General features: G+C 32.3%; 18 protein-coding genes and 1 tRNA gene. 8 read left to right on the top strand and 11 right to left on the bottom strand.

What is annotated here, in order from left to right:
- Positions 1–56 precede the first annotated feature (56 nt).
- Positions 57–1475: a ribosome biogenesis GTPase Der gene (gene der / locus Fokcrypt_RS03160; RefSeq protein ID WP_323722086.1), complete on the top strand. Its 1419-nt coding sequence runs from the start codon at positions 57–59 to the stop codon at positions 1473–1475.
- A gap of 126 nt (positions 1476–1601) precedes the next feature.
- Positions 1602–2654 (top strand): hypothetical protein, encoded by a 1053-nt coding sequence (locus tag Fokcrypt_RS03155; RefSeq protein ID WP_323722085.1) that lies wholly within the window; start codon positions 1602–1604, stop codon positions 2652–2654.
- Between the two features lie 817 nt (positions 2655–3471).
- Here the strand turns inward: Fokcrypt_RS03155 and thrS are convergent.
- The 4 genes from thrS to atpB form a co-directional block, all read right to left on the bottom strand.
- Positions 3472–5358, bottom strand: coding sequence for a threonine--tRNA ligase (gene thrS, locus Fokcrypt_RS03150; RefSeq protein ID WP_323722084.1), 1887 nt, complete (start codon positions 5356–5358; stop codon positions 3472–3474).
- A 114-nt stretch (positions 5359–5472) separates the two neighbouring features.
- Positions 5473–5688 carry a hypothetical protein gene (locus Fokcrypt_RS03145; RefSeq protein WP_323722083.1) on the bottom strand — a complete coding sequence of 72 codons (216 nt, stop codon included), beginning with the start codon at positions 5686–5688 and terminating at the stop codon, positions 5473–5475.
- A 61-nt stretch (positions 5689–5749) separates the two neighbouring features.
- Positions 5750–6064, bottom strand: coding sequence for a 30S ribosomal protein S10 (gene rpsJ, locus Fokcrypt_RS03140; RefSeq protein ID WP_323722082.1), 315 nt, complete (start codon positions 6062–6064; stop codon positions 5750–5752).
- An 86-nt stretch (positions 6065–6150) separates the two neighbouring features.
- Positions 6151–6864 carry a F0F1 ATP synthase subunit A gene (gene atpB / locus Fokcrypt_RS03135; protein ID WP_410519725.1) on the bottom strand — a complete coding sequence of 238 codons (714 nt, stop codon included), beginning with the start codon at positions 6862–6864 and terminating at the stop codon, positions 6151–6153.
- A 247-nt stretch (positions 6865–7111) separates the two neighbouring features.
- Here atpB and Fokcrypt_RS03130 point away from each other — a divergent pair, with 247 nt between their 5' ends.
- The gene (locus Fokcrypt_RS03130) at positions 7112–8158 is read left to right on the top strand and encodes a hypothetical protein (RefSeq protein ID WP_323722080.1); all 1047 of its coding nucleotides are present in this window, start codon (positions 7112–7114) and stop codon (positions 8156–8158) included.
- 71 nt (positions 8159–8229) lie between these two features.
- Here Fokcrypt_RS03130 and Fokcrypt_RS03125 read toward each other — a convergent pair whose 3' ends face one another.
- Complete coding sequence (locus Fokcrypt_RS03125; protein WP_323722079.1) at positions 8230–9294, bottom strand: AAA family ATPase; 1065 nt, start codon at positions 9292–9294, stop codon at positions 8230–8232.
- Positions 9295–9497: 203 nt separating this feature from the next.
- Between Fokcrypt_RS03125 and Fokcrypt_RS03120 the strand changes: the two genes are divergently transcribed.
- Positions 9498–11054, top strand: coding sequence for a Mur ligase family protein (locus tag Fokcrypt_RS03120; protein ID WP_323722078.1), 1557 nt, complete (start codon positions 9498–9500; stop codon positions 11052–11054).
- A 69-nt stretch (positions 11055–11123) separates the two neighbouring features.
- On the opposite strand, the gene Fokcrypt_RS03115 is transcribed toward Fokcrypt_RS03120, so the two are convergent.
- The 6 genes from Fokcrypt_RS03115 to Fokcrypt_RS03090 form a co-directional block, all read right to left on the bottom strand.
- Positions 11124–11540 carry a TraR/DksA family transcriptional regulator gene (locus Fokcrypt_RS03115; RefSeq protein WP_323722077.1) on the bottom strand — a complete coding sequence of 139 codons (417 nt, stop codon included), beginning with the start codon at positions 11538–11540 and terminating at the stop codon, positions 11124–11126.
- 574 nt (positions 11541–12114) lie between these two features.
- A complete protein-coding gene (locus Fokcrypt_RS03110) occupies positions 12115–12669 on the bottom strand; it encodes a thioredoxin family protein (RefSeq protein ID WP_323722076.1) in 555 nt (184 codons plus the stop codon).
- Between the two features lie 23 nt (positions 12670–12692).
- Positions 12693–12768: transfer RNA gene (locus tag Fokcrypt_RS03105), tRNA-Trp, on the bottom strand.
- Positions 12769–12908: 140 nt separating this feature from the next.
- Positions 12909–14129 carry a dicarboxylate/amino acid:cation symporter gene (locus Fokcrypt_RS03100; protein WP_323722075.1) on the bottom strand — a complete coding sequence of 407 codons (1221 nt, stop codon included), beginning with the start codon at positions 14127–14129 and terminating at the stop codon, positions 12909–12911.
- A 1-nt stretch (position 14130) separates the two neighbouring features.
- Positions 14131–14616: an exodeoxyribonuclease VII small subunit gene (gene xseB / locus Fokcrypt_RS03095; protein ID WP_323722074.1), complete on the bottom strand. Its 486-nt coding sequence runs from the start codon at positions 14614–14616 to the stop codon at positions 14131–14133.
- Between the two features lie 15 nt (positions 14617–14631).
- On the bottom strand, positions 14632–15720 hold the full coding sequence (locus Fokcrypt_RS03090) for an FtsW/RodA/SpoVE family cell cycle protein (protein WP_323722073.1): 1089 nt from the start codon (positions 15718–15720) through the stop codon (positions 14632–14634).
- Positions 15721–15858: 138 nt separating this feature from the next.
- On the opposite strand from Fokcrypt_RS03090, the gene murJ reads away from it, so the two are divergent.
- The 4 genes from murJ (at position 15859) to infC (ending at position 20952) form a co-directional block, all read left to right on the top strand.
- Positions 15859–17382, top strand: coding sequence for a murein biosynthesis integral membrane protein MurJ (gene murJ / locus Fokcrypt_RS03085; protein ID WP_323722072.1), 1524 nt, complete (start codon positions 15859–15861; stop codon positions 17380–17382).
- Between the two features lie 20 nt (positions 17383–17402).
- Positions 17403–18401, top strand: coding sequence for a Holliday junction branch migration DNA helicase RuvB (ruvB, locus tag Fokcrypt_RS03080; protein WP_323722524.1), 999 nt, complete (start codon positions 17403–17405; stop codon positions 18399–18401).
- 106 nt (positions 18402–18507) lie between these two features.
- A complete protein-coding gene (locus Fokcrypt_RS03075) occupies positions 18508–20337 on the top strand; it encodes a PHA/PHB synthase family protein (RefSeq protein ID WP_323722071.1) in 1830 nt (609 codons plus the stop codon).
- A gap of 105 nt (positions 20338–20442) precedes the next feature.
- The gene (gene infC, locus Fokcrypt_RS03070) at positions 20443–20952 is read left to right on the top strand and encodes a translation initiation factor IF-3 (protein WP_323722070.1); all 510 of its coding nucleotides are present in this window, start codon (positions 20443–20445) and stop codon (positions 20950–20952) included.
- Positions 20953–20955 lie beyond the last annotated feature (3 nt).

The following is a 20955-nucleotide window of genomic DNA, read 5'->3' as shown; positions in this document are numbered from 1 at the left end:
AAAACTGATAGGAGTATTCTGTGGCTTATCGTACAGTATTCGCGTAATTTGTTGGTATGATTCAAGATACAACAAATCGTGCACTAGCTAAAGTTGCTATTATTGGTAGACCTAATGTTGGAAAGTCTACGTTTTTTAACGCTTTATGTCGTAAAAAACTTGCAATTGTTTATGATGAGCTATTTGTAACGCGTGATATTAGAAAACATCAGGTAATTTTAGGAGATTTGGAATTTCTGTTGCTTGATGCTCCAGGTTATTATTCGGTAAATTCAAAGGATAAGCAAGAACTGGATAAGGTAGTTGTTAATAAATGTTTTGAAGCGATAGATGAAGCGGATATCATATTATTTACAATGGATGGTGCGAATTACACTAATGTTATCGATGCAGAGATTGCGGCACTACTATATCGTATGAAAAAACGCGTGATAGTAGTGATAAATAAGTCAGATATTGGCGGTATTCATAATGTAGATTTTTCCCAGATATCTTATTTTGATGTTGTTGTTTCAATTTCTAGTTTGCATCGGCATGGATTTATAGCACTGTCTGAAGCGTTAAAGGATCTGATGCAACAATGTGGTTTTTTGCCTGATAAAACGATTATGCAAGATGATGTTTTAATACAAGATGATGTTTCCTCGTCTCAGCGATGTAGGATTGCTATTGTTGGTAGACCAAACGTTGGAAAGTCTACTCTATTTAATAATTTACTTGGGCTGCAGCGCTCGATAACATCGTCTATATCTCATACTACAAGAGATACTGTCATTGATGAGATGCTTGTGACTATTGATGGGGTGGATATTTTAATTCAGTTAAATGATACGGCAGGAATAAGAAGAAGAGCTAATATTCAAGAAGATATAGAAAAAGCTTCTGTGCATCAAAGCATCTCTACGATAAGAGAAGTAGATGTTGTGATAATGGTTATAGATCCGGAAAAGTTATTTGAAGTTCAAGATTTAAGAATCATACAACTTTGTGCTAAAGAGAAAAGAGGTTTAATTGTGGTGGTAAATAAGATGGATCTTGTGGATGATGTTAGAAAACTGCGTGAAGAAGTATTTTCTATAATGAAAGAGAAAGTTAATACATTAGTTTTACCCGTAGTCCTGTTTACTTCAGCTTTATACTCTAAAGTGGTAAAAAGGGAATTGTCTAATTATATATTAGCCGTTGCTAGGGCGAGAAAGAAAAAATTTGCCACCAGTTTTCTCAATCGAAAATTGATGCCATTTTTATCTTGTGCTACGTGGAAAATTGCACATAACAGAATTGGAAGAGTGAAATATATTGTGCATGAGAGTGATATTACATTTAAAGTTTTTGTTAATAAAAAACCTCCACTGTATAAGATGCAAGAGATAAGAAATATAATAGCTTCAAAGCTTGAGCTTTTAGGTAATCCTGTAAATATAATACTTTCTATAAGCGAAAATCCATATGTTGTTAATTCAAAAAAGCGTTAAAGGTACGTAGTATTAGCTTTATTTTTTTAATATAATTTTTCTTTTTTATAAAAAAGCATTGCTCATTTCGTTTTATTTATATAAAATTTATATATATTTTGTAATAAGTAATATATATTTTAGAAAATGAATAATAAAGAAAATACTCCATTAAACAATTCTGAACAAGAAAACACCTTGTTTAAAAGTGCAATGCAATTAGCGGAATCGACAAATGAATTAATTGCTCAATATCAAAGTACTATACAGGGGTTAGAAAATAACACATTAACTCATAAAGAAGTAAAAGCACTCACCAATAGTAAGGAAAATTTTCAAAAAATAGCTAAGACTTCCGAAGCTATGTTAAAGAGAAAAAATATAAAAGAACAGATATTGAAAGAGCAAGGTAAGATAGTTGAAAATGAAATGAAATCTTTCAAAGAAAAATCTGAGCTTGTAGAAAAGTACAATTCTGAGTTTATTAATTCTGATGAAAAAATAGAGAAGACGAAGAATGCTATAGAAAAGATGAGAATGAATAATACGAAAAAAGCACATCAAAAAGCGGCAAAGAATGCTTTTGTCAATATTCCACCTGTACAAGTAGAAGATAATCTTGCTCAGATAAGTGAAGATTTAAATTTATTAAAGGAAGTAAAGTATGCTCTTAATATTTATGCTCCTGAAGAAGGTATAGAACGGAAAAAAGTACCGACTAGAGGAGAAAATAGTAAAAATAAAGAGAAGAGAGAATTAACTCCAAGAGATAAAGAACTACTACAAAAAAGGCGTGATATACGCGCTGCTACTGTTAGAGATAGCGAGGCTTTGACTCAAAAAGTTCTCTTATTGCATGAAAGAGAGCATGAGATAAATGAAAAATTGAAACCAAAAGATGATGTTATGAAGCTACTTAATGTTGTTGTAGAAGAATATATTAAAGAAAATGGTGCAAAGAGTCCTTCAAGTGTAGCATTAAAGAAAAAAACTACCTTGATTAAATTGTTAAATGATACAAAAGAAAAATTAAAGCACTTTGCAAAGAAAATTGGAGTTGCATTGGATAGAATGAGAGAAAATGGAATGAATGTGGCAACAAAGAAACTTTTAGAGTTAAAAGTTGGGTTAAGTAATGTTAGTAAAAAATCAGATGTTACTATTGTTAAGAAAAATAATACTACTCCTGGGAGGACATAAGAGTAATGATAGTGTTATTTTTTATGGTGAGAGAATTAGATAATATAATAAGAGTTAATTATTAATTTCATAAAGTAGTATTTCTACAATATTCTTTATGAAGAAGAGATTAAAACTTACTTAAAGAATAAATGAGCTTTTATTAATAATTTTAAAAATTGAGATTTTTTATTCTGATATTTATGTGATTAATAATTGAATGGTTTCAGTGATAGTTATAAAGATGTAGTATGAACTATTCTATAATAAAAGTTGTAGTTGTAATTTTGCAAGATAGATTAGTGTAGGAAAAAATACTTATCATTTCATGATATATGAGTTTGAGAACTTCAAAATGTGATAACGAAAAAGATGAGATATAGTAAATAAAAGCATGCTTAAACTAAGGATAAAAGTTCTTTCTGAGGTGTTCTTATTTTATAGCGGAATAGTAGATAGTTAATGTTATGGGAAAAAAAACGTTTTTACAATTTATTATCTTACTGACTGCTTTAAAGAGGTGTTATGGTGAGGAAATTTACTGTAAAATGTGCTTTTTTACCAAATAGAAAGTGATAGGTATTTTTAATTGAAATGGCTTTAAAATTTATTGTTGTGAATTGCACATAGATCTACGCCATTATGTAATTACTTCCTAAGCTAAAAAAGAATACTTTGAAAAACCTGATAAAAGAACCTGAATGCAACTTTCCTACTTAATTTTTGTTATTTAAAAAAAAATCTTCGAGTCGAATATATTTTAAAGTCAATATTACGAATACATTTGGCTTATTTGAAATCACTCTTTTACTTCATTTTATAGCTGAACTAGTTATAACTAGATTTTATGTGTTATTAATTTACAAAGTAACTTTTCACATTCTTCAAGGCATAGCATTTCTTTCTCCTTAGTATATGGATTTTCTAAACCTATTAGACCACTTTGCACTTCTTTTTCTCCTATTACTATAATATATGGTACTTTTTTCAACATACTACGTCTGACCTTATATCCGACTGTCTCATCACTTAAGTCTAGTATAGCTCTTACTCCACTACTGATAAGCTTGTTCATTACCTCTTCAGCCATGTGAGAAAATTTTTCACTGACGCATATTATAGCAACATGTATTGGTGCCATCCATAATGGTAATTTACCAGCATAATGCTCTAATAATATTCCTATAAATCTTTCGAAAGAACCAAAAATAGCTCTATGCAATATAACAGGATACTTTCTTTCTCCATTGCTATCGACGTATACAGCACCAAGCCTCAATCCAAGATTGAGATCTACTTGCAATGTACCCAACTGCCATTCTCGTTTCATGCAATCCTTTAGTACGAATTCTATCTTAGGGCCATAAAATGCTCCCTCTCCTTTATTTATTGAATAATTAACGTTCATATTCTCTAAAGCCTGAGCTAAAGATTTTTCTGCTATATCCCAGCTTTCATCGCTACCCACTCTTGAACTTGGTCGATCGGAAAGCTTAAATTGCAAATCGTCAGCATGAAATCCACAATCATGATATACTTGCATTGCAAATTTGCATACAGCCATTGCTTCGCTTAGTATATTATCCTCAGTACAAAATATATGAGCATCGTCTTGAGTAAAAGCTCTAGTACGCATTAGCCCAAGTAAAGAACCATGACTCTCGAAGCGATGTACTTTTCCAAATTCTGCAATTCTCTTTGGTAGTTCTCTATAACTCACTACTCCGTCAAATTTATGTTTAAATATTTCTATGCATCCTGGGCAACTCATTGGCTTTACAGCGTACAATAGCTCATCATCAAATCCATTTGCAACGAACATGTTTTGTCGAAATTTATCCCAGTGTCCAGATTTTTGCCATATTGCACTACTTAACAACTCCGGCGTGCTAACTTCCTCATATCCATGAGAGATATTCATGCTTCTCATATATTGGAGCAATACTTGAAATATCTTCCAGCCATCGCGATGCCAAAATACCATACCAGGAGAGTCCTCGCATAGATGAAAAAGCTCCATCTCTTTTCCGATTTTTCTATGATCTCTTTTTTTCTGCTCTTCTAGTAGAGCTAGATACTCATTTAATTTTTCGGCTGTATTCCAAGCAGTTCCGTAAATTCTTTGCAACATTTTGTTTTTACTATCTCCTCTCCAGTATGCTCCAGATACCGAAAGAAGTTTAAAATGTCCAAGGTGCAAAGTATTATTCCCATGAGGTCCTTTGCACAAATCTACAAATTCACCATGTTTATATATCGACAACTCACCTTGAATACCTTTAATGATCTCTATTTTATAATCCTCCTGTAAATTCTCAAATATCGAGATCGCATCATCCATTGTAGTGAGTTCCCTAATAAAAGGCTGATTTTTCCTAATAATGCGATGCATCTCCTGTTCTATTTTCTGTAAATCATCAGCGGATATAGAGAAAGGTAAGTCTATATCATAATAAAAACCATCAGATATCACAGGACCTATAGCAATTTTTGCATTACTGTATAGAGCTTTTACTGCTTCAGCAAGAATATGAGCTGTATCATGTCTAATAATATCTAATCCAAGTTGTTGATGTGGTTCTATTATTTCGATAACGTCACCTTCTCGAATTATAGAACTAAGGTCTGAAGGAATTCCATTGATCAATATAGCTATTACATCACTTTTTTCATGTGATAAATATTCAGAAAGGACTGACAGTCCGTCGCAACTGCTTTTAGGCATCGCAACAGTTACACCGCAAAATGTTATCATAATCCTAAAATACTTATACAAAAACCACGGAAAAAGCGAAACATGGCATAGCGAATTATATATGCAAATAAATACGCTATGAAATTACATATCGTTAAAGTCTTTCTCATAAGCACTATTGGGAGAGTGCATAACGATAGAAAGCTTAGAAATAAGTAGTGTATTAAGCATAAAAATGCATCCTAAGACCAGCATTGTTTTAGCTACTCCAGTCATTCCTTGATCCTTACCATCATTAGATCCAGCACCCAGTTCTCCAGAATTTTCAGGGTGAGAAATAAGTATGGTGATGAACAGCATCGCAATAACCAAAGCACACTGCACTATTACGAAAACATCAATCACTCAAAAAAACAAAAAATTATTTAATAAAAACCTCGACTCCGGCAGGCAATTCAAGAGCTTTAAAAGCTTCCATTAAGCCTACGATGGCCTCTGAAGTAACATATATATCACACATTCTCTTATGGCAACTCAATTCGAACTGTTCTCTAGATTTTTTATCTACATGAGGGGATCTATTGACGGTGAATATCTTTTTTCTTGTTGGTAGCGGTATTGGTCCTTTTACAGACGCACCGTTAGACTGAGCGGAAGAAATTATCTGCATTGACGCCCTCTGTATCAATGTCTCATCGAAGGACTTTAATGCTATCCTAATCCTACGCAGTGTCATGCCAAAACTATTTTCATTACGAACGACTTACAGCCAGTACTCTATAGCATTTTATGTAGTAATATCAAGAGCAAGTTTTATGTAGTTTAATGATCTACATCCTTTACTGTGCCTAGATATACAAAGGATAGCATGGTAAATATATACGCTTGTAATACTGCCACAAAAATTTCAAATCCATTAAGTAATACGACTCCGGCAAATGGTAATATTTTCAGTACAACATCTGCAGATGCTACAACATTTACTGCCACTCCTGTTATAATATGACCAGCAATAACATTTGCAGCTAATCTCAAAGCAAGAGTGATAGGACGGGTAAAATAGGTGAAGAATTCTATTAAAAATAGTAGAGGTGCTAAAGGTAATGGAACGTTTTTAGGTAAGAATAAACGTCCAAACTTCAATCCATTTTTCAGTATTCCTATTGCAGTGGTGGACATGAATAAAAAAATACTGATATATGAGTTGATTAAAAAATTACTTGTGACAGGGGCAATAGAGTGGAATATGCCCAACGCATTGCAAAAAAGTATGAAAGTAAACAGTGTTATTCCAAAGCTCACAAATTTTTTTGTATCTTCTTTACCTATCGTACCATTTGCTATCTCTTCTACAAACTCATATATCGTTTCACAAATTATTTGAGGGTAATGAGGGATAAATTTCTTCATTTCTTTTTTTTTCCACTCTTTTAGAGCTATACTGCTTTTAAAATCGTCTTTTGATACCGTTGTTTTCCATGCCGGAAACATATACACGCCAAGTACTACAATTACAGAGAACACACTCAAGAACATGGAAAGTGCGAGTGATGTAAAATGTATCTCAAAGTCATAGATTTGAAATGCATAGAGTGAAGTAGTTTTTAAAAAATCAAAAAGTTCCATTGTGACAATTCTATTGTTAAGAGGCTGTAAGTCGTTATTTACTTTTCCTTATATGGCAATATTATTTACGAATAATTTTAACTAACATGTTATACGTATGAGATACGTAAGTAAATTAGCACTGATATCTTTCCAATGTTTTGGATGTTATCTCTTGATGCAGAGTAAATTTTCTACCGCTTCTCAGGCATCGCAATCCCCTGACTCACCCATTATAGAGATGGCAGTTGAGAAAAAGTATTTTGGCGGAGAAAAGAAAGTGAAAGAAGGGGAGGAAAGTTTATTTGGGAAAATAGATCTGGAGGCGATGTTTGGTACAAAATTTGGAACTGACGATGTTATCAGAGGAAGTGCTGATATTTCAGAATATAATCCAAGATATTACTATAGGAATAATTTTTATCAGCCGTCTGAACAGCAAAATATAGAACTAAATAATGCTTCTCAGATATACTTTACTCTTGCAGGAAGATACAATTTTATTGCTAAAAATGAGAATTTGAGAGTAATATTTGGAATTGGAGCAGAAGGAGCTATGCGATATAGTTCTCCAGAATCTAGCTACTTGAGTTTTGCACTGTATGAATCACAGTGTGGTCTTAATAGTAGGCTTTCCGTGTTATATCTTGTCGATCATTACGAATGTGCTATTGGAGCATATGCTCAATTGAGTACTGGAATGGCGAATACTTATCTTAAATTTCATGGTAGTAACATTACTTCGAAATTCGAAGAAAGTACCATATATGGTGAATTATATAATGATGAACAATGTAAAAGTCCTATAAACGGCGGAAAGGGCATAATACAAGCGAAAAATATCGGTCCATCATATAATAGTCCGATATCTAAAGGAAAAATTTCGCCGTACTGGAGTTATGCTGTAGGGTTACAAACGAGATTTTCTAGTGGTTTAACAGTTTCTTTAGGAGTGCTGAGTTTGCACTTAAATGGAGATTTGCCGATAAATTCTTCGATATTTACTTTTAGGCAATCTACAAAACAGGTGGAGTTTGACCAAAACTCTCAATATTACGGAGTATCTCCTCAAGGATATTGTTTACCTGTTAATAGTGCTCAAGTTGTCCAAAGAGGACAGCTCTTCAATGTTGATACTACAGAAAAGATAATAGGAATTAAAAATCTTAACTTTCAAAGCAAAGAGCACACGATGATTGTATTAGGAATGGGCTATTCTTTCTAAAATAACAGGCCTTCAGGCTAACATATGGAGTCGTCCCATATGTTACCTGATGAACATCTCTTTATGTCACTTCAAGGCGTGTTTTTTCGCAGTGATAGTAATTTCTCTAATATCTTAGCGCATTTATGTGCGGTATTGTATAGCATCACATGTTCGTCTAAGTCTTCATGCTCTAAGCTTAAAAGAGTCATATAATCGTTTAATATCTTAGAAATTGTGGTATTTTGCATCTGCAATACAAAATTTGTGGTAGTTTCTACGTTTTTAAATAATTTACATGAAAATTCTATCAATATCTCATGAGTAAAGAACACTATCGTCTTCTTTAGCATTCTTTCCTCTTTCAATATTCTTTCAATTTTTACTTTACTAATGAAATTTCTTAAAAAGTTCAGCAATATTTCAGCTTTTTTCCAAAGAACTTTGGGGAAATCAGTATCTTCATTAGAATATATTTCCATAGTAAATATGATATTCTTAGCAACAGTACCTGCATATCCAGCATTACAATCTTCAAGCAAAAGCATTATAGCGTAATTTACAAAATTAAGATCTCCCTCACATAAATTAAATATCATCTCAAATTTTTTGAATACCTCAGAATCCATAGAATCTCTAGCGTCTTTCAATGACGTACTTACAAATTTAAAAATCACACATCTAGATAAGATTGTTTCTGGTACTGTTGTACGCTTAGACATAGTTATCACTATTGTGGTGTCTGGTGAAGCATCTTCTATATTTTTTAAAAGAGCATTGGCTGCGTTAGTAGTAATTGTTGAGATATCGTGAATAAATATCACTTTTTTCTTATCGTATGGTGCAAGAGATATGAAGTTTGATATTTTCTTTACATCTTCCATAAATATACCTTCCATAACTTTAGGGGAACAATGCTTATCGTTGTACGTTCCACTCAGTATTAACAGATCAGGATGATTCAGAAGTTTATCTAAATCATGTTTTTCAAATAATGCTCTGAAATTGTGAAGGAAGTAAGATATAGTAAGGTCTAATGTATGTGCTTTCTTGTTTTTCAAAATTCCAGAAAAAATCAAGAGAGAGATTTTCAGACCGACACTTAAGCTATAAATGCGTTCTATCTCTATTAATACGGCATTAGGTACCCTATCCATTATAAGAGTTTTGAGAAGGCACGCGAGTACACTGCGCGATATGTAATTGCTATAATCTATAAAATTCAACACGTCCGTTGCATTAATAATGCTTTTTCTAAATTAGAAATCAAGATACTATGTTCCATGGAAGCCATGACATTTAATATCTTTGATGTTAGTATCACAGTAAAGGAATACATATCCACTTTTTAGAAGTTGAAATGAATATGCGTATTATATGTGATTTAAACGAGATTATAGCAACAATAAAAAATGATAATAATGCATATAGTAGCATTTATTTTTTTCAGTACGGTATTAGTAAGCATAGGAATAATGCCGTTTTTGAGCATGTGAGAGCTTCACACATAAAATACATTATCATCAGCAATCCATCAAATATTAATGATTTCACGAGACTTGTTGATGATCTAATGAGTATCGATGTAAAGCATGAAAAAATAATATATATTACTGACGACTTATATAAAATAAAGAGTCAGATTGCCGCTTGTGTTTATGAATATACTCAACCTAAGATATTTGGTGTGACAGGTACTGATGGAAAAACATCTACTTGCATATTTTTAGCTCAAATGCTTGCTGCAAAATTTCTCAAGGTAGGATATATAGGTTCAATAGGGGTAAAGATATTTGAATTTCATCCCGAAACGTCAAAATTTACTATGAAAAATTTTTACGAATGTGAAGTTAGTTCTCTTACAACGCCGGATGCTTTTACTCTACATAGAATACTCCGTGATTTAAGCGTTAATGGTATTCAATACGCAACACTAGAAGTATCAAGTCATGCAATCGCACAATCACGAGTAAATGAAGTGGTGTTTGAGTCTTTAGGATTAACTAATATCACTTCAGATCATTTAGATTATCATCATACTGTAGAAGAATATTTCTCCACAAAAGTAAATTTTCTGAAGGATTTTATTACGAATACGGATAAGTATATCGTACTGAATAGGGATGTAGAGTACTATTCTAAGATAGTTGATTGTCTATGTACCGATAGGGTGAGATATATTACTTATGGGGAAAATGAAGAGTCTGATATTAGTATCGGAGAATTTAATCCTAGTAAAGATGTAACATTTAATATTAAAGTATGTAACCATATAGTACATTTTTTACATCGTTTTTTACCATTTTTTCAGATACAGAATATAACATGTGCATTTGGCTTATTAGTGGCGTCATTTATGAATGATGATGATGTTATAGAATTAATTAATACTGTAGCGAAAAATATTCAAAATATAATAGCTCCGCCCGGAAGATGTGAAGTGGTGTGTCATAAAAATAATACCGATTCCATTGTAATAGTAGATTATGCTCATACTTCACATGCAATACTAACTCTTTTACTTGAAACGAAAAATTTTATGGTACGTAGTGATCGTTTTGCTGCAGATTCGAAAATAATTATAGTATTTGGGTGTGGTGGTGATAGAGATTCAACTAAAAGAAGTGTTATGGGGCAAATTTGTCACGAATATGCTGATATTTGCATAGTTACAGATGATAATCCACGTTCGGAAGATCCAGGCAATATTAGAAAGGAAATAATGACAACTTGTATTAATGGGATTTCCATAGCAAATAGGCAAGAAGCAATACAATACGGATTTAATTTACTGGAGAAAAATGATATACTTATTATAGCTGGGCAAGGGTGTGATAGGTATCAGACGTCTGATGGATCATTTACTAGCGATCCGGAAGAGGTGTTGAAATGTAATAGCGTATTAAAAATTAATTAATATTTTTATATCAAGATTATGTAAAAATCATTCCTAAGATTATTTATTTTAAAGTTAAAAAATATCCTTTTATTCTTCTTCAGCTTCATGTAATGCTGAGCTGAATTGTACTACAGTATAATATTTAATATTATTTTTAGTGTTCTTTTCTGCCTTTTCTTGTTCTTCTATAGTAAGAGTTGCAAGAGGATTTGCAAGTAAACGCTCAAGTCCAATTTCTCTACCACTTTTATAACAATAGCCATAACTTCCCTCACGTATCCTCTCCAAAGCTGAATCTATTTCTAAAATCAATGAGTTGTTTGTTGCAATAATAGTGCAAGAATTTAATGCCGTACTTTGTGAAAAATTATCAGCACGCTGAGATAATATATTTTCCTTCCATTTTAGTAGCACTTGTTTAAAAAAAGAAATCTGTATTTCTCCCATGTAATCCTCACTTTTTAGCAAAGATGAATACTTCGTAATCTCTGTATATGATAACATGCTACTATGAATATGCAATAATTGTCACTTTAATTTCTTCTAGTCCTTTCTACAATAAAAAGAACGTCATTTCAAGAGAAAACTTTTTTAAAAACATATTATTTCCACTTGTGATAATCGCCTAAAAATGTCGCTAAACATATCACTCTGATAGCATAGTAGTATTTTTTTATTGTGATAAAAGTGATGGTGTTGAATTTATAGTGAATATGAATTTTGATAATTTTTATCTATCATGCCTTTTGAAGATATAAAATTTTTAATAATAAGATGGCGTATATAGTGAATGAAATATTACCACTTTCGGAATTAAAGAATATTACCTCAAAAACGTCATTTCCCGAGAGACGTATAAGTGTTAATAAAATAGTTTATTGATCTAACTAAATATTTGAACGATATATTAATTTATTATTAAAAAAATAAAAGAATTATCTTTTCGTTATTGTGATGATCTTATAACTAAAATGCTACTTTGGTAAGAATAGAAAATTACTATACTAAAAAGATGTATTATTAATTTTTTAAATCTAAATTTTTTGTTTTTTACAATTTCAAGCCATGGTTGTAGCAATTATGCACTCTTTTTCCATTTTATGGAGCAACCAATGCTAGCGTTTTGAGTACCGGTGAAATTACCGCTTTGAGCTACTTCCCACATGGCATTAAATAACTCTCTTTCTGCATCATGTATATTGTTTTTTTGAGAAGCGTCTAAACGTCCTTTATAAACAAGCATCTTATCTGAATTGTATCCAAAGAAATCAGGGGTACATACAGCTCCGTACTTTTTCGCTACTTCCTGACTTTGATCATGTAGATACGGGAAATTTATACTATGTTCTTCTACAAATTTTTTCATCATTTCAAACGAGTCTTCTGGGTACTCAGTTTCGTCATTCGAATTAATGCCAACAAAACCAATATCGATATCCGCTAAATCCTTACTGAGTGTTACCAACTTTTCTATGATAGATTTTACATATGGGCAGTGATTACATATAAAAGCTATAACAAAACCTTTTCTTAGTGCTATATCATCTAGTTCATATATCTTCCCATCAGTACTTGGGAGTACGAAATCATATGCTATTTGAGAGCTCAGTATGGTGGAAGATGTAATTGCCATATTTAACATAATTAACAGAATATTGGCAGGAGCGAGAGGTCTTGAACCCCCAACCTTCGGTTTTGGAGACCGACGCTCTACCAGTTGAGCTACACTCCTCCTGCCGGACGAAAACACTAATATCGTGCGACACATACACCGTAAGCTATACACTATGATTGAAAAAATCAATATATTCTGTTGTGGAAATTTGTATTCAGAGAACTATCATGTGTAAAAGGTTTATCCTACATGGGAATTTATCCAGTATGTGTTGCTCTATTTTTTACATCTATAATTTTTGTGATACAAATATCTGACCAGACGTTTAACGCTGTTTCTATCATATCGAGTATAGTATAGAAAGGTAGTATAATACTAAGTAATGATATATTGAGATTCATACCTGATAAAAAGCTGAAACTTAGGAAAAAGCAACCCATTGGTATTCCTGCATTTCCTATTGCGGCTATTGTGGCTATTACAGTCCAAAGTGCCATTTCTAAAAAAGAGATATGAATGCCGTTACTTTCCATAACAAATATTGTTGTGGTGAATATAAAAGCTGCACACCCGTTCATGTTAATGCTTGTGCATAATGGTAGTGTAAACTTAGTGACTGTATGACTTATACCTAATTTACTTTCAGCAACTTGCATTGTTATAGGTAAGGTACCGCTGGAGGATTTTGAAAAAAATGCAGTAGATAGAGCTAGAGTTGAATTTTTAAGCATTGTAATTGGTGAGATTTTATGAAAAACCAACAACATAGGGAGTATTAAAAAGCCATGTATTAAATTTGCTCCTATCACTACGCTTATATAACCAACTATTCCTTCGTTTAAAGTACTAATGTTGAATTTAGTAATTGCTAATGCTGTAAATGCAAATACTCCTATTGGTAAGATTTTTATAATCCATCTAGTGATTATCATAAGTAATTCTTTTATATCATTTACAACCTTCTTCAAAGTGCTGTCTTGACCGTTTTTTTCCAAGATTTTTATACCGAAACCGAAGGCTAGTGCAATAATCAGAGCTCCTATAACATTATGCTGTATAAAAGGCTCGTGTATATGAGATGGAAAACTACTTATAATATGTTGGGAGTATGTTGTGGTATTGTTTATAATATTTGTAGTTGCTGATACTTCTTCGTTGTTGTTGTGCTGATTCATTACGATCATGTATAGTATGAGAGCGACGAACGCTGAAAGTAATGTTGTAATAATAGAATATAGCACTACTTGAATTGTAAACTTCTTTGCAGTTGTGTTATCTATATTAGCTATTGTTGAAATTAATACTGTACAGATCACAGGTATGCTGAGGCATTTAAAGATTCGCATAAATATTTCTGCAACTACCTCAGATATTACAAGTATACCGTCGATATGAGTGATACCTGCTAGTACTCCAAGCAACAAAGCAGTAGAATACAGAAGCGTACTACTGCTTTTTAGTTTTGCGCAACAACTCATATTAAGATAAATGTTTATCGTACGAGTCAGAGTTATAACTTTGAGAATATCTATCTTGTAAGTCAGATTTCTTAACGATATTCGATTCTTCATTCGATTTCGTTTCTAGTATTTTTACTTTCATAGAGCTCAATAAGTTATCACAGTGTGCCTTCAGTTCACGTACTATACATGCTTTTTCAAAGGCTTCTTCAAGTCTACTTGTGCTACTTTGTGATATTTCCTCTATTTTTTTATATGCTTTTTCAAAGGAAAGAGCTTTAGTGTCAGAAGTTATACTTATTGATTGATGATTGTCTTGAAGTACCTCTATAATTTTTTTTATGCATTCTAAATCGGCATAGCACTCTTTACATAACTTCATCCCTTTCTCATAAAGCTCTATAGTACTAGAGAGTGGAGTATTCTCCTCATTCAATTCCTTTGTAAGGTTTGATAATTCTTGAAGATTACGCTCAAATCTCAAGAGTGTTTCTTTTTCATTCATTTTTCGAGCAAATTTTTACATATGAATATGTGCATTTATTCTTTTTTTAGATACCTCTTGCTTGGAATAATTTAAGTAAGTACCAAGCAGAACACATGCCCCTATCATAGCTGAACCTCCATAACTAATCAAAGGCAATGTCATACCTTTACTTGGTAGTATTGAAAGTGTAACTGATATATTGAAAATTGATTGAAATGCAATATATCCGATACACCCAACGATTACTAGTGTACAAAATTTATCGGTGGAGCGTATAGCTTTTATCATGCCCCTTGCTACTACTGTTGCATAAAGCATTACTATAGCACAACATAAAATTGAACCAAATTCTTCAGCTGCGACGGCGAATATGTAATCGGTATGAGAGTCAGGTAATTGATATTTTATTTTTCCTTCTCCTAAGCCAGAGCCAAACCAGCTTCCTTTAACGTATGATAACATCGATTTTGTAGATTGATACCCAAGCGATAGATGATCTGTATCGGAACGTAGAAATAGTGCTACTCTTTTTCTTACATGAGGGAGCATTATATACGCTAATGGCAGTATGGAAGATGTGAATAACACATACTTAATTAGACTGAGAAATGGCAAATTAGAGCATAGAAGTTGCATGAAAAATACTGCAGTAAACGTCATTGCCATACCGAAATCTGGTTGCACTACTATCAGCAGTGCTACTGCTGAGTGAAATAAAAATATATAATGAGCATTTTCTACAAAATCGTCCTTCGACATAAGACGTGCCGTTACAATAACATAAAATGGTTTCAATAGTTCTGTTGGTTGTATAGAAAAGCCCAAAATATTAAGCCATCTCTTAGAGCCATTTACTACTTCGCCGAAAATGAGTACAGCAAGTAGCAACACTAGGCCTATTATGAAGGACATGTAAGCTACTTTCGTATAAAATGTTCTATTTGCAAATGCTGTAGCAAAGAGCACAACAACACCTACGAGAGTAAAAATAAGCTGTCGATGGAAGAAATGAAAAGGTTCGGATATGCCTAATCTTTGTGTGCTTGCTGGACTTGCGGTACTAAGAAGTAGTAATCCTACTCCACACAGTATAAATGTAACTACTATAGTAAGATAATCCATGGAAGGTAACCTTGCTGATAGTATATTACTCTTAGAATATCGGTTAGTCACGTTGTTGTGCTTCTTACTCGACTTAAATGTATCTAGGAAGTATAGTGGATCTATATAGTAGAGAGTAGAATTTTTCAAGTAAGAAAAATGTTTAGTCGTGCCCTAAAGTTGGGAAGTATAACATTTGTATCGCGTATTATAGGTTATCTTAGAGATTATTGTTTGGGTACAGTAGTGGGGATTGGCTTTATAAGTGATGTATTCATATTAGGTCTTAGATTGCCATTTTTTTGGAGAAGTGTACTAGGAGATGGAGCATTTAATAATGCGTTAGTTCCTACTTTGAACGAGATAAGAAAAAGACGTATTGGTGGAGAAGAGCAATTATTGGGTCAATTACATTTTATACTGATATTTGTTTCGATTATTGTGTTGTTACTGTACGAGATATGTATGCCACTGATTGTAGAAGTAGTATCTCCTGGACTTTATGGTAATCCTAGTACCGCTAAAATAGCAGTTAGTACATCTAGAATAATGTTTGTGTATTCATTCTTCATGTCTCTGACTTGTTTTTATGGTAGCATTCTTAATTCGATGAAATTCTACCAATATTATCCTTTTACTCAAGTAATATTAAATTTTGTACTCATTGCAGTTTTATATTGGATTACGCTATACGATCGTCAGCTAAAGTCAGCATTGCTTAGTCTAGCGTATGCTGTAGTATTGGGAGGATTTTTAGAATTTATTTGGATGTTATACTGGCTTAAAAAGAAAAATGTAAGGCTATCTTATAGCATATTTCCACGTCAATATTTGAAAATTTTTCAAACAAAATTCTTTCGTAATATAGTTTTCGCGGTATTACGCCAAGCTAATAGTTATATTACGATGATTTATTTGTCTAATTATCAGAATTCTATATCGTATTTTTACTTTGCAGATAGAATTATCCAGCTTCCAGTAGCTCTAATTGGTACTACTCTTGGTACTATTATTCTACCTTTGATACCTAGTATGCTTTCTGAAGAACAGAAACATACAAGTAAAAGTATGTTTCTTCTTGTAGAAAGAGGAATAATTTGGAGTATAGCTCTTGGTATTCCATCTACCATAGGGATCTGCTTATTTAGTACGGAACTAATACGATATCTTTTAGGATATGGGGCTTTTGATGAAAATTCGATTCAACGTTCCGGTTTAATATTAAAGATGTTAGCTTTAATAGTGCTTCCTGCAATTATAATAAGGCTATTTATTACGATATTTCATGCTATGCATAATACTGTAATGCCGATAGTAGTAGCATCAATAGGGATTATAGTGCAAGTGATGATAATAATGTTATTATCTTCATCTTGTGACGATAAGGCTGTTATAATTGCTTCATTTATCTCTTTAACGGTAGAAATAATAGTATTATTTCTTTATTCACTGAAAAAGAATTATATAAATATCGGTAAACATTTTTTGAAAGAATGTTCAAAGGTACTTCTGTGTGGTATAATTTTCAGCATAGTTATACTGATATTGAAAAGTGTTTACGTTATAGGTAGTTTACTTGGATTATGTTTAGTTATTTTAGTTCTTACATGTTTCTACTTTATTTTAATGAGGATTATGAGAGTAGAAATAGTTACTCTTTTCTTTCATAGATTTTTACTGTGAAAAAAAGCGATATTGATGAAATCAATTTTCCTGTTCGTAATTCAAGTGCTCAGGATAGTAGAGGGGAGTTAGATGCACGCCCTAAATACCTCAAAGACTTTGTTGGACAAGGTGCTAATATGGAAAATTTAAAAATTTTCATACAGGCTGCTAGAAATAGAGGGGAGCCGTTGGATCATATACTGATATATGGTCCTCCCGGTTTAGGGAAAACCACACTATCTCATATCATTGCGAATGAACTAAATGTGAATATTAAGGCTATGTCAGGGCCTTTAATAAACAAAGTTGGGGAGCTTGCAGCTATATTGAGCAATTTAAAAGCAAATGAAGTACTGTTTGTAGACGAAATACATCGGATGAATAAAAATGTGGAAGAAGTTCTATATTCTGCTCTTGAGTCTTTTTATATAGATCTCATTATAGGAGATGGCCCTACTGCGAAATCTTATAGAATGCAAATACCACGTTTTACGTTCATTGGAGCAACTACTAGAACTGGTATGCTTACAAAACCTTTGAAAGATAGATTTGGCATTCCACTGAAATTAGATTTTTATTCAGTAAAGGAACTGGAGTTAATTGTGAAGAATGTATCTCAGCGACTTGGTATGGTTATTGAGATGGAGGGATGTGAATTTATAGCTAAGGCATCGCGTGGTACTCCAAGGATTTCAATTAGATTATTAAGAAGAATAAGAGATTTATGCGAGATAAAAAATGGAATAAATAGTACTATATCTCGTGATATGGTAGGAGAGGCATTATCTGCATTAAAGATCGATAATATAGGATTAGATAGTTTGGATTATAAATATATGACATATCTTGTAAGATATTGTAGAGGTACCCCAATAGGAATTGAAAGTATAGCGACAGCTCTTTCTGAATCTGTGGATACTGTGGAAGATGATATAGAGCCATACTTGATACAGATAGGATTTATTACGAAAACTCCTAGAGGAAGGATAGTAACTTTTGAAGGTGTAAAATATTTCGAATCGCTTAGTATACTGTAAATTATTATACTTACATCTAATGTAAGATGACTTTTATATGCTTGCATATTTTTTTTATACATAATACACTATTTCTAGCAGTATCAATTGCCACTAGGTGAGCTATATGTTCTTCCTACAGAACTCTCTAAAATCCCTTGAAAATTGTTGTAATATCTCAACTCTTCAAAATAATTTGTATCAATCATCTCTGTTATATAGTTATGCTCTTGTGAAGCTACTTACAAAGTTAAGTAAGAATTCCTTGATGATGGATATTGGTGGTGTGTTTTATGAGAAATTCATAGCTATAAATGGAAAATTCTGGATGATACCAGAGAATGTAGCATTCTACAGTTCTCAATTGCACCCTCACGTACATGGCTATGTTAGTGAGTCTTATAAATATTTCTTAGAGCATTACCTCAATGCTTATAATTCTCCATTTAATACTAGTAACTTTGCGAAAGACAATAACTCGAAAGCCTCAAAAGATATACTAGAAGCATACGACAAGATTTCTAATAGTATTGTAAAAACAGTAGAAAATTATGAAAATCTCCAAAAATGTTCTAATGCAGTTCATTCAATTACATTACAAGAGTTGAGGTTTTTAAAATTCTGTTATAAGCAAACGATACTTACGTTCCGTCCTACTAACTTTATATCTTATAATCAAGAAATTCTCGAAAGTATTGCTAGTACATTAGGTGAAAATCTAAAAAATGGTGCTAAAAATCTTTTACATGATATAGAAAAATACGACAATTTCTGGGTGCAAATTAGTACTGTACCAGATGAAGCGTTTAAGGTTGGAGAAAATATCGCCTATACAAAAGGGGTTGTGGTATTTAAGAATAGAATGTTTGAATTGCTAAGATATTACCCTAAAACTGAAACTGTTTTTACAGTTCCAATACTTATATGTACTGCATGGATCAATAAGTACTATATACTTGATTTACAAGAAAAAAATTCTTTCGTCTCATACTTAGTAGAGCAGGGACATACAGTATTTGTGATCTCTTGGGTGAATCCTGATGCCTCATATAGAGACGTAGATTTAGAAGATTATATAAAAGATGGAGCTATAGAGGCGATAAATAAAGTAAAGGAAATTACAGGTCAAGTAAAAATTAATCTGATAGGGTACTGCTTAGGCGGCATTATATCCGCAATAATTGCATCATATATGGAAGTTAAGCTGAATAATCCAATTAATTCTCTTATTCTATTGACTACATTGCTCGATTTTTCAGATTCTGGAGAGGTATCTGTTTTTATAGATAATCAAATTTTAGATAAGCTAGAAAAACATATGGATGAAAAGGGATATTTGGATGGTAATGCGATGTTTAGTACATTTAGCATACTCAAGGCTAACGATATGTTATGGTACTACTACATAAATAATTATATGCTAGGTAAGCAACCTTCAGCTTTCGATATATTGTATTGGAACGCTGATTGTACTCGCTTACCATTTAAAATGCACAAAAGCTACCTTCGGCACTTTTATCAGAATAACGAATTAATAAAGGGCACTTACTCGTGTATGGGAAGTACTATAGATATAAATAAAATATCAGTTCCAGTATATAATCTTGCTGCAAAAGAAGATCATATAGCACCATGGAAAGCTATACATAAAACTCATTTATTATGTTCTAATAATGCTATGAGCCGTTTTGTATTGACAGAGTCTGGTCATGTGGCAGGGATAGTTAATCCTCCTTATAAAAAGAAATATGGGTATTTCGTTTGTGATAAGTATCATAGTGATCCTGATTTTTGGAATAAAAGTGCCACTAAGTTTAATTGTTCATGGTGGACTCATTTAGCTGAATGGTTAAATGAGAATAAATTAAGCGGTGAAAAAGCTAAATCAGAATCTATTGATGAGATTAATAAGTTGAAAATATGTTGCACTCCTGGTACTTATGTGCAACAAAAATGATGTAATAGCATCATGACTCAAGTTATTGCTTTATGAGAAACATTATATGTTGTATAATTCCTTGTACTCTTTTTTATGTTATTGATTTTCTAGAAGTCGATTTAAATGAGCGTTAGTAATAGAATTAATGAGCAAATTACTGCTCCTATCGTTGCTGTAGTTGGTGCTGATGGAGCACTACTTGGCAAATTTGATTTAACAAAAGCACTGAAAATGGCTCAAAATGCGGGGATGGATTTGGTAGAAATATCTCCAAATATGCAACCACCAGTGTGTAAGATAATAGATTTTGGAAAGTATAAATATGCTCAACAGAAAAAATTGCAGGAAACAAAGAAAAAACAAAAATTTATTGAAGTTAAAGAGATTAAATTTCGTCCTAATATTGCAAAAGGGGACTATGATGTTAAGTTAAATAATGCTATTCGTTTCCTCCAAGATTCGCATAAAGTGAAGGTTATACTTGAATTTAAAGGAAGAGAGATTATGTATAAAGATCTTGGAATAAAACTTTTAGATCGTTTAAAAGTAGATCTGAAAGAGTATTCTAAAATTGATTCTGATGTTAAGGCAGAAGGGAGGCGGTTATTACTTGTCCTGTCTTCATTAAAATAGTTC

Source organism: Candidatus Fokinia cryptica, assembly GCF_034359305.1.
GTDB lineage: Bacteria > Pseudomonadota > Alphaproteobacteria > Rickettsiales > Midichloriaceae > Fokinia > Fokinia crypta.
The sequence above is the reverse complement of the archived record's forward strand: the minus strand, read 5'-3'. Positions and strand labels throughout refer to the sequence as shown.

Excerpts from the sequence above, each read along its gene's own strand:
- der (WP_323722086.1), top strand. The coding sequence starts at position 57 with ATGATTCAAGATACAACAAATCGTGCACTAGCTAAAGTTGCTATTATT.
- Fokcrypt_RS03155 (WP_323722085.1), top strand. The coding sequence starts at position 1,602 with ATGAATAATAAAGAAAATACTCCATTAAACAATTCTGAACAAGAAAAC.
- thrS (WP_323722084.1), bottom strand. The coding sequence starts at position 5,358 with ATGCCTAAAAGCAGTTGCGACGGACTGTCAGTCCTTTCTGAATATTTA.
- Fokcrypt_RS03145 (WP_323722083.1), bottom strand. The coding sequence starts at position 5,688 with ATGCTGTTCATCACCATACTTATTTCTCACCCTGAAAATTCTGGAGAA.
- rpsJ (WP_323722082.1), bottom strand. The coding sequence starts at position 6,064 with ATGACACTGCGTAGGATTAGGATAGCATTAAAGTCCTTCGATGAGACA.
- atpB (WP_410519725.1), bottom strand. The coding sequence starts at position 6,864 with ATGTTCTTGAGTGTGTTCTCTGTAATTGTAGTACTTGGCGTGTATATG.
- Fokcrypt_RS03130 (WP_323722080.1), top strand. The coding sequence starts at position 7,112 with ATGCAGAGTAAATTTTCTACCGCTTCTCAGGCATCGCAATCCCCTGAC.
- Fokcrypt_RS03125 (WP_323722079.1), bottom strand. The coding sequence starts at position 9,294 with ATGGATAGGGTACCTAATGCCGTATTAATAGAGATAGAACGCATTTAT.
- Fokcrypt_RS03120 (WP_323722078.1), top strand. The coding sequence starts at position 9,498 with ATGAATATGCGTATTATATGTGATTTAAACGAGATTATAGCAACAATA.
- Fokcrypt_RS03115 (WP_323722077.1), bottom strand. The coding sequence starts at position 11,540 with ATGTTATCATATACAGAGATTACGAAGTATTCATCTTTGCTAAAAAGT.
- Fokcrypt_RS03110 (WP_323722076.1), bottom strand. The coding sequence starts at position 12,669 with ATGGCAATTACATCTTCCACCATACTGAGCTCTCAAATAGCATATGAT.
- Fokcrypt_RS03100 (WP_323722075.1), bottom strand. The coding sequence starts at position 14,129 with ATGAGTTGTTGCGCAAAACTAAAAAGCAGTAGTACGCTTCTGTATTCT.
- xseB (WP_323722074.1), bottom strand. The coding sequence starts at position 14,616 with ATGAATGAAAAAGAAACACTCTTGAGATTTGAGCGTAATCTTCAAGAA.
- Fokcrypt_RS03090 (WP_323722073.1), bottom strand. The coding sequence starts at position 15,720 with ATGGATTATCTTACTATAGTAGTTACATTTATACTGTGTGGAGTAGGA.
- murJ (WP_323722072.1), top strand. The coding sequence starts at position 15,859 with ATGTTTAGTCGTGCCCTAAAGTTGGGAAGTATAACATTTGTATCGCGT.
- Fokcrypt_RS03075 (WP_323722071.1), top strand. The coding sequence starts at position 18,508 with ATGTTCTTCCTACAGAACTCTCTAAAATCCCTTGAAAATTGTTGTAAT.
- infC (WP_323722070.1), top strand. The coding sequence starts at position 20,443 with ATGAGCGTTAGTAATAGAATTAATGAGCAAATTACTGCTCCTATCGTT.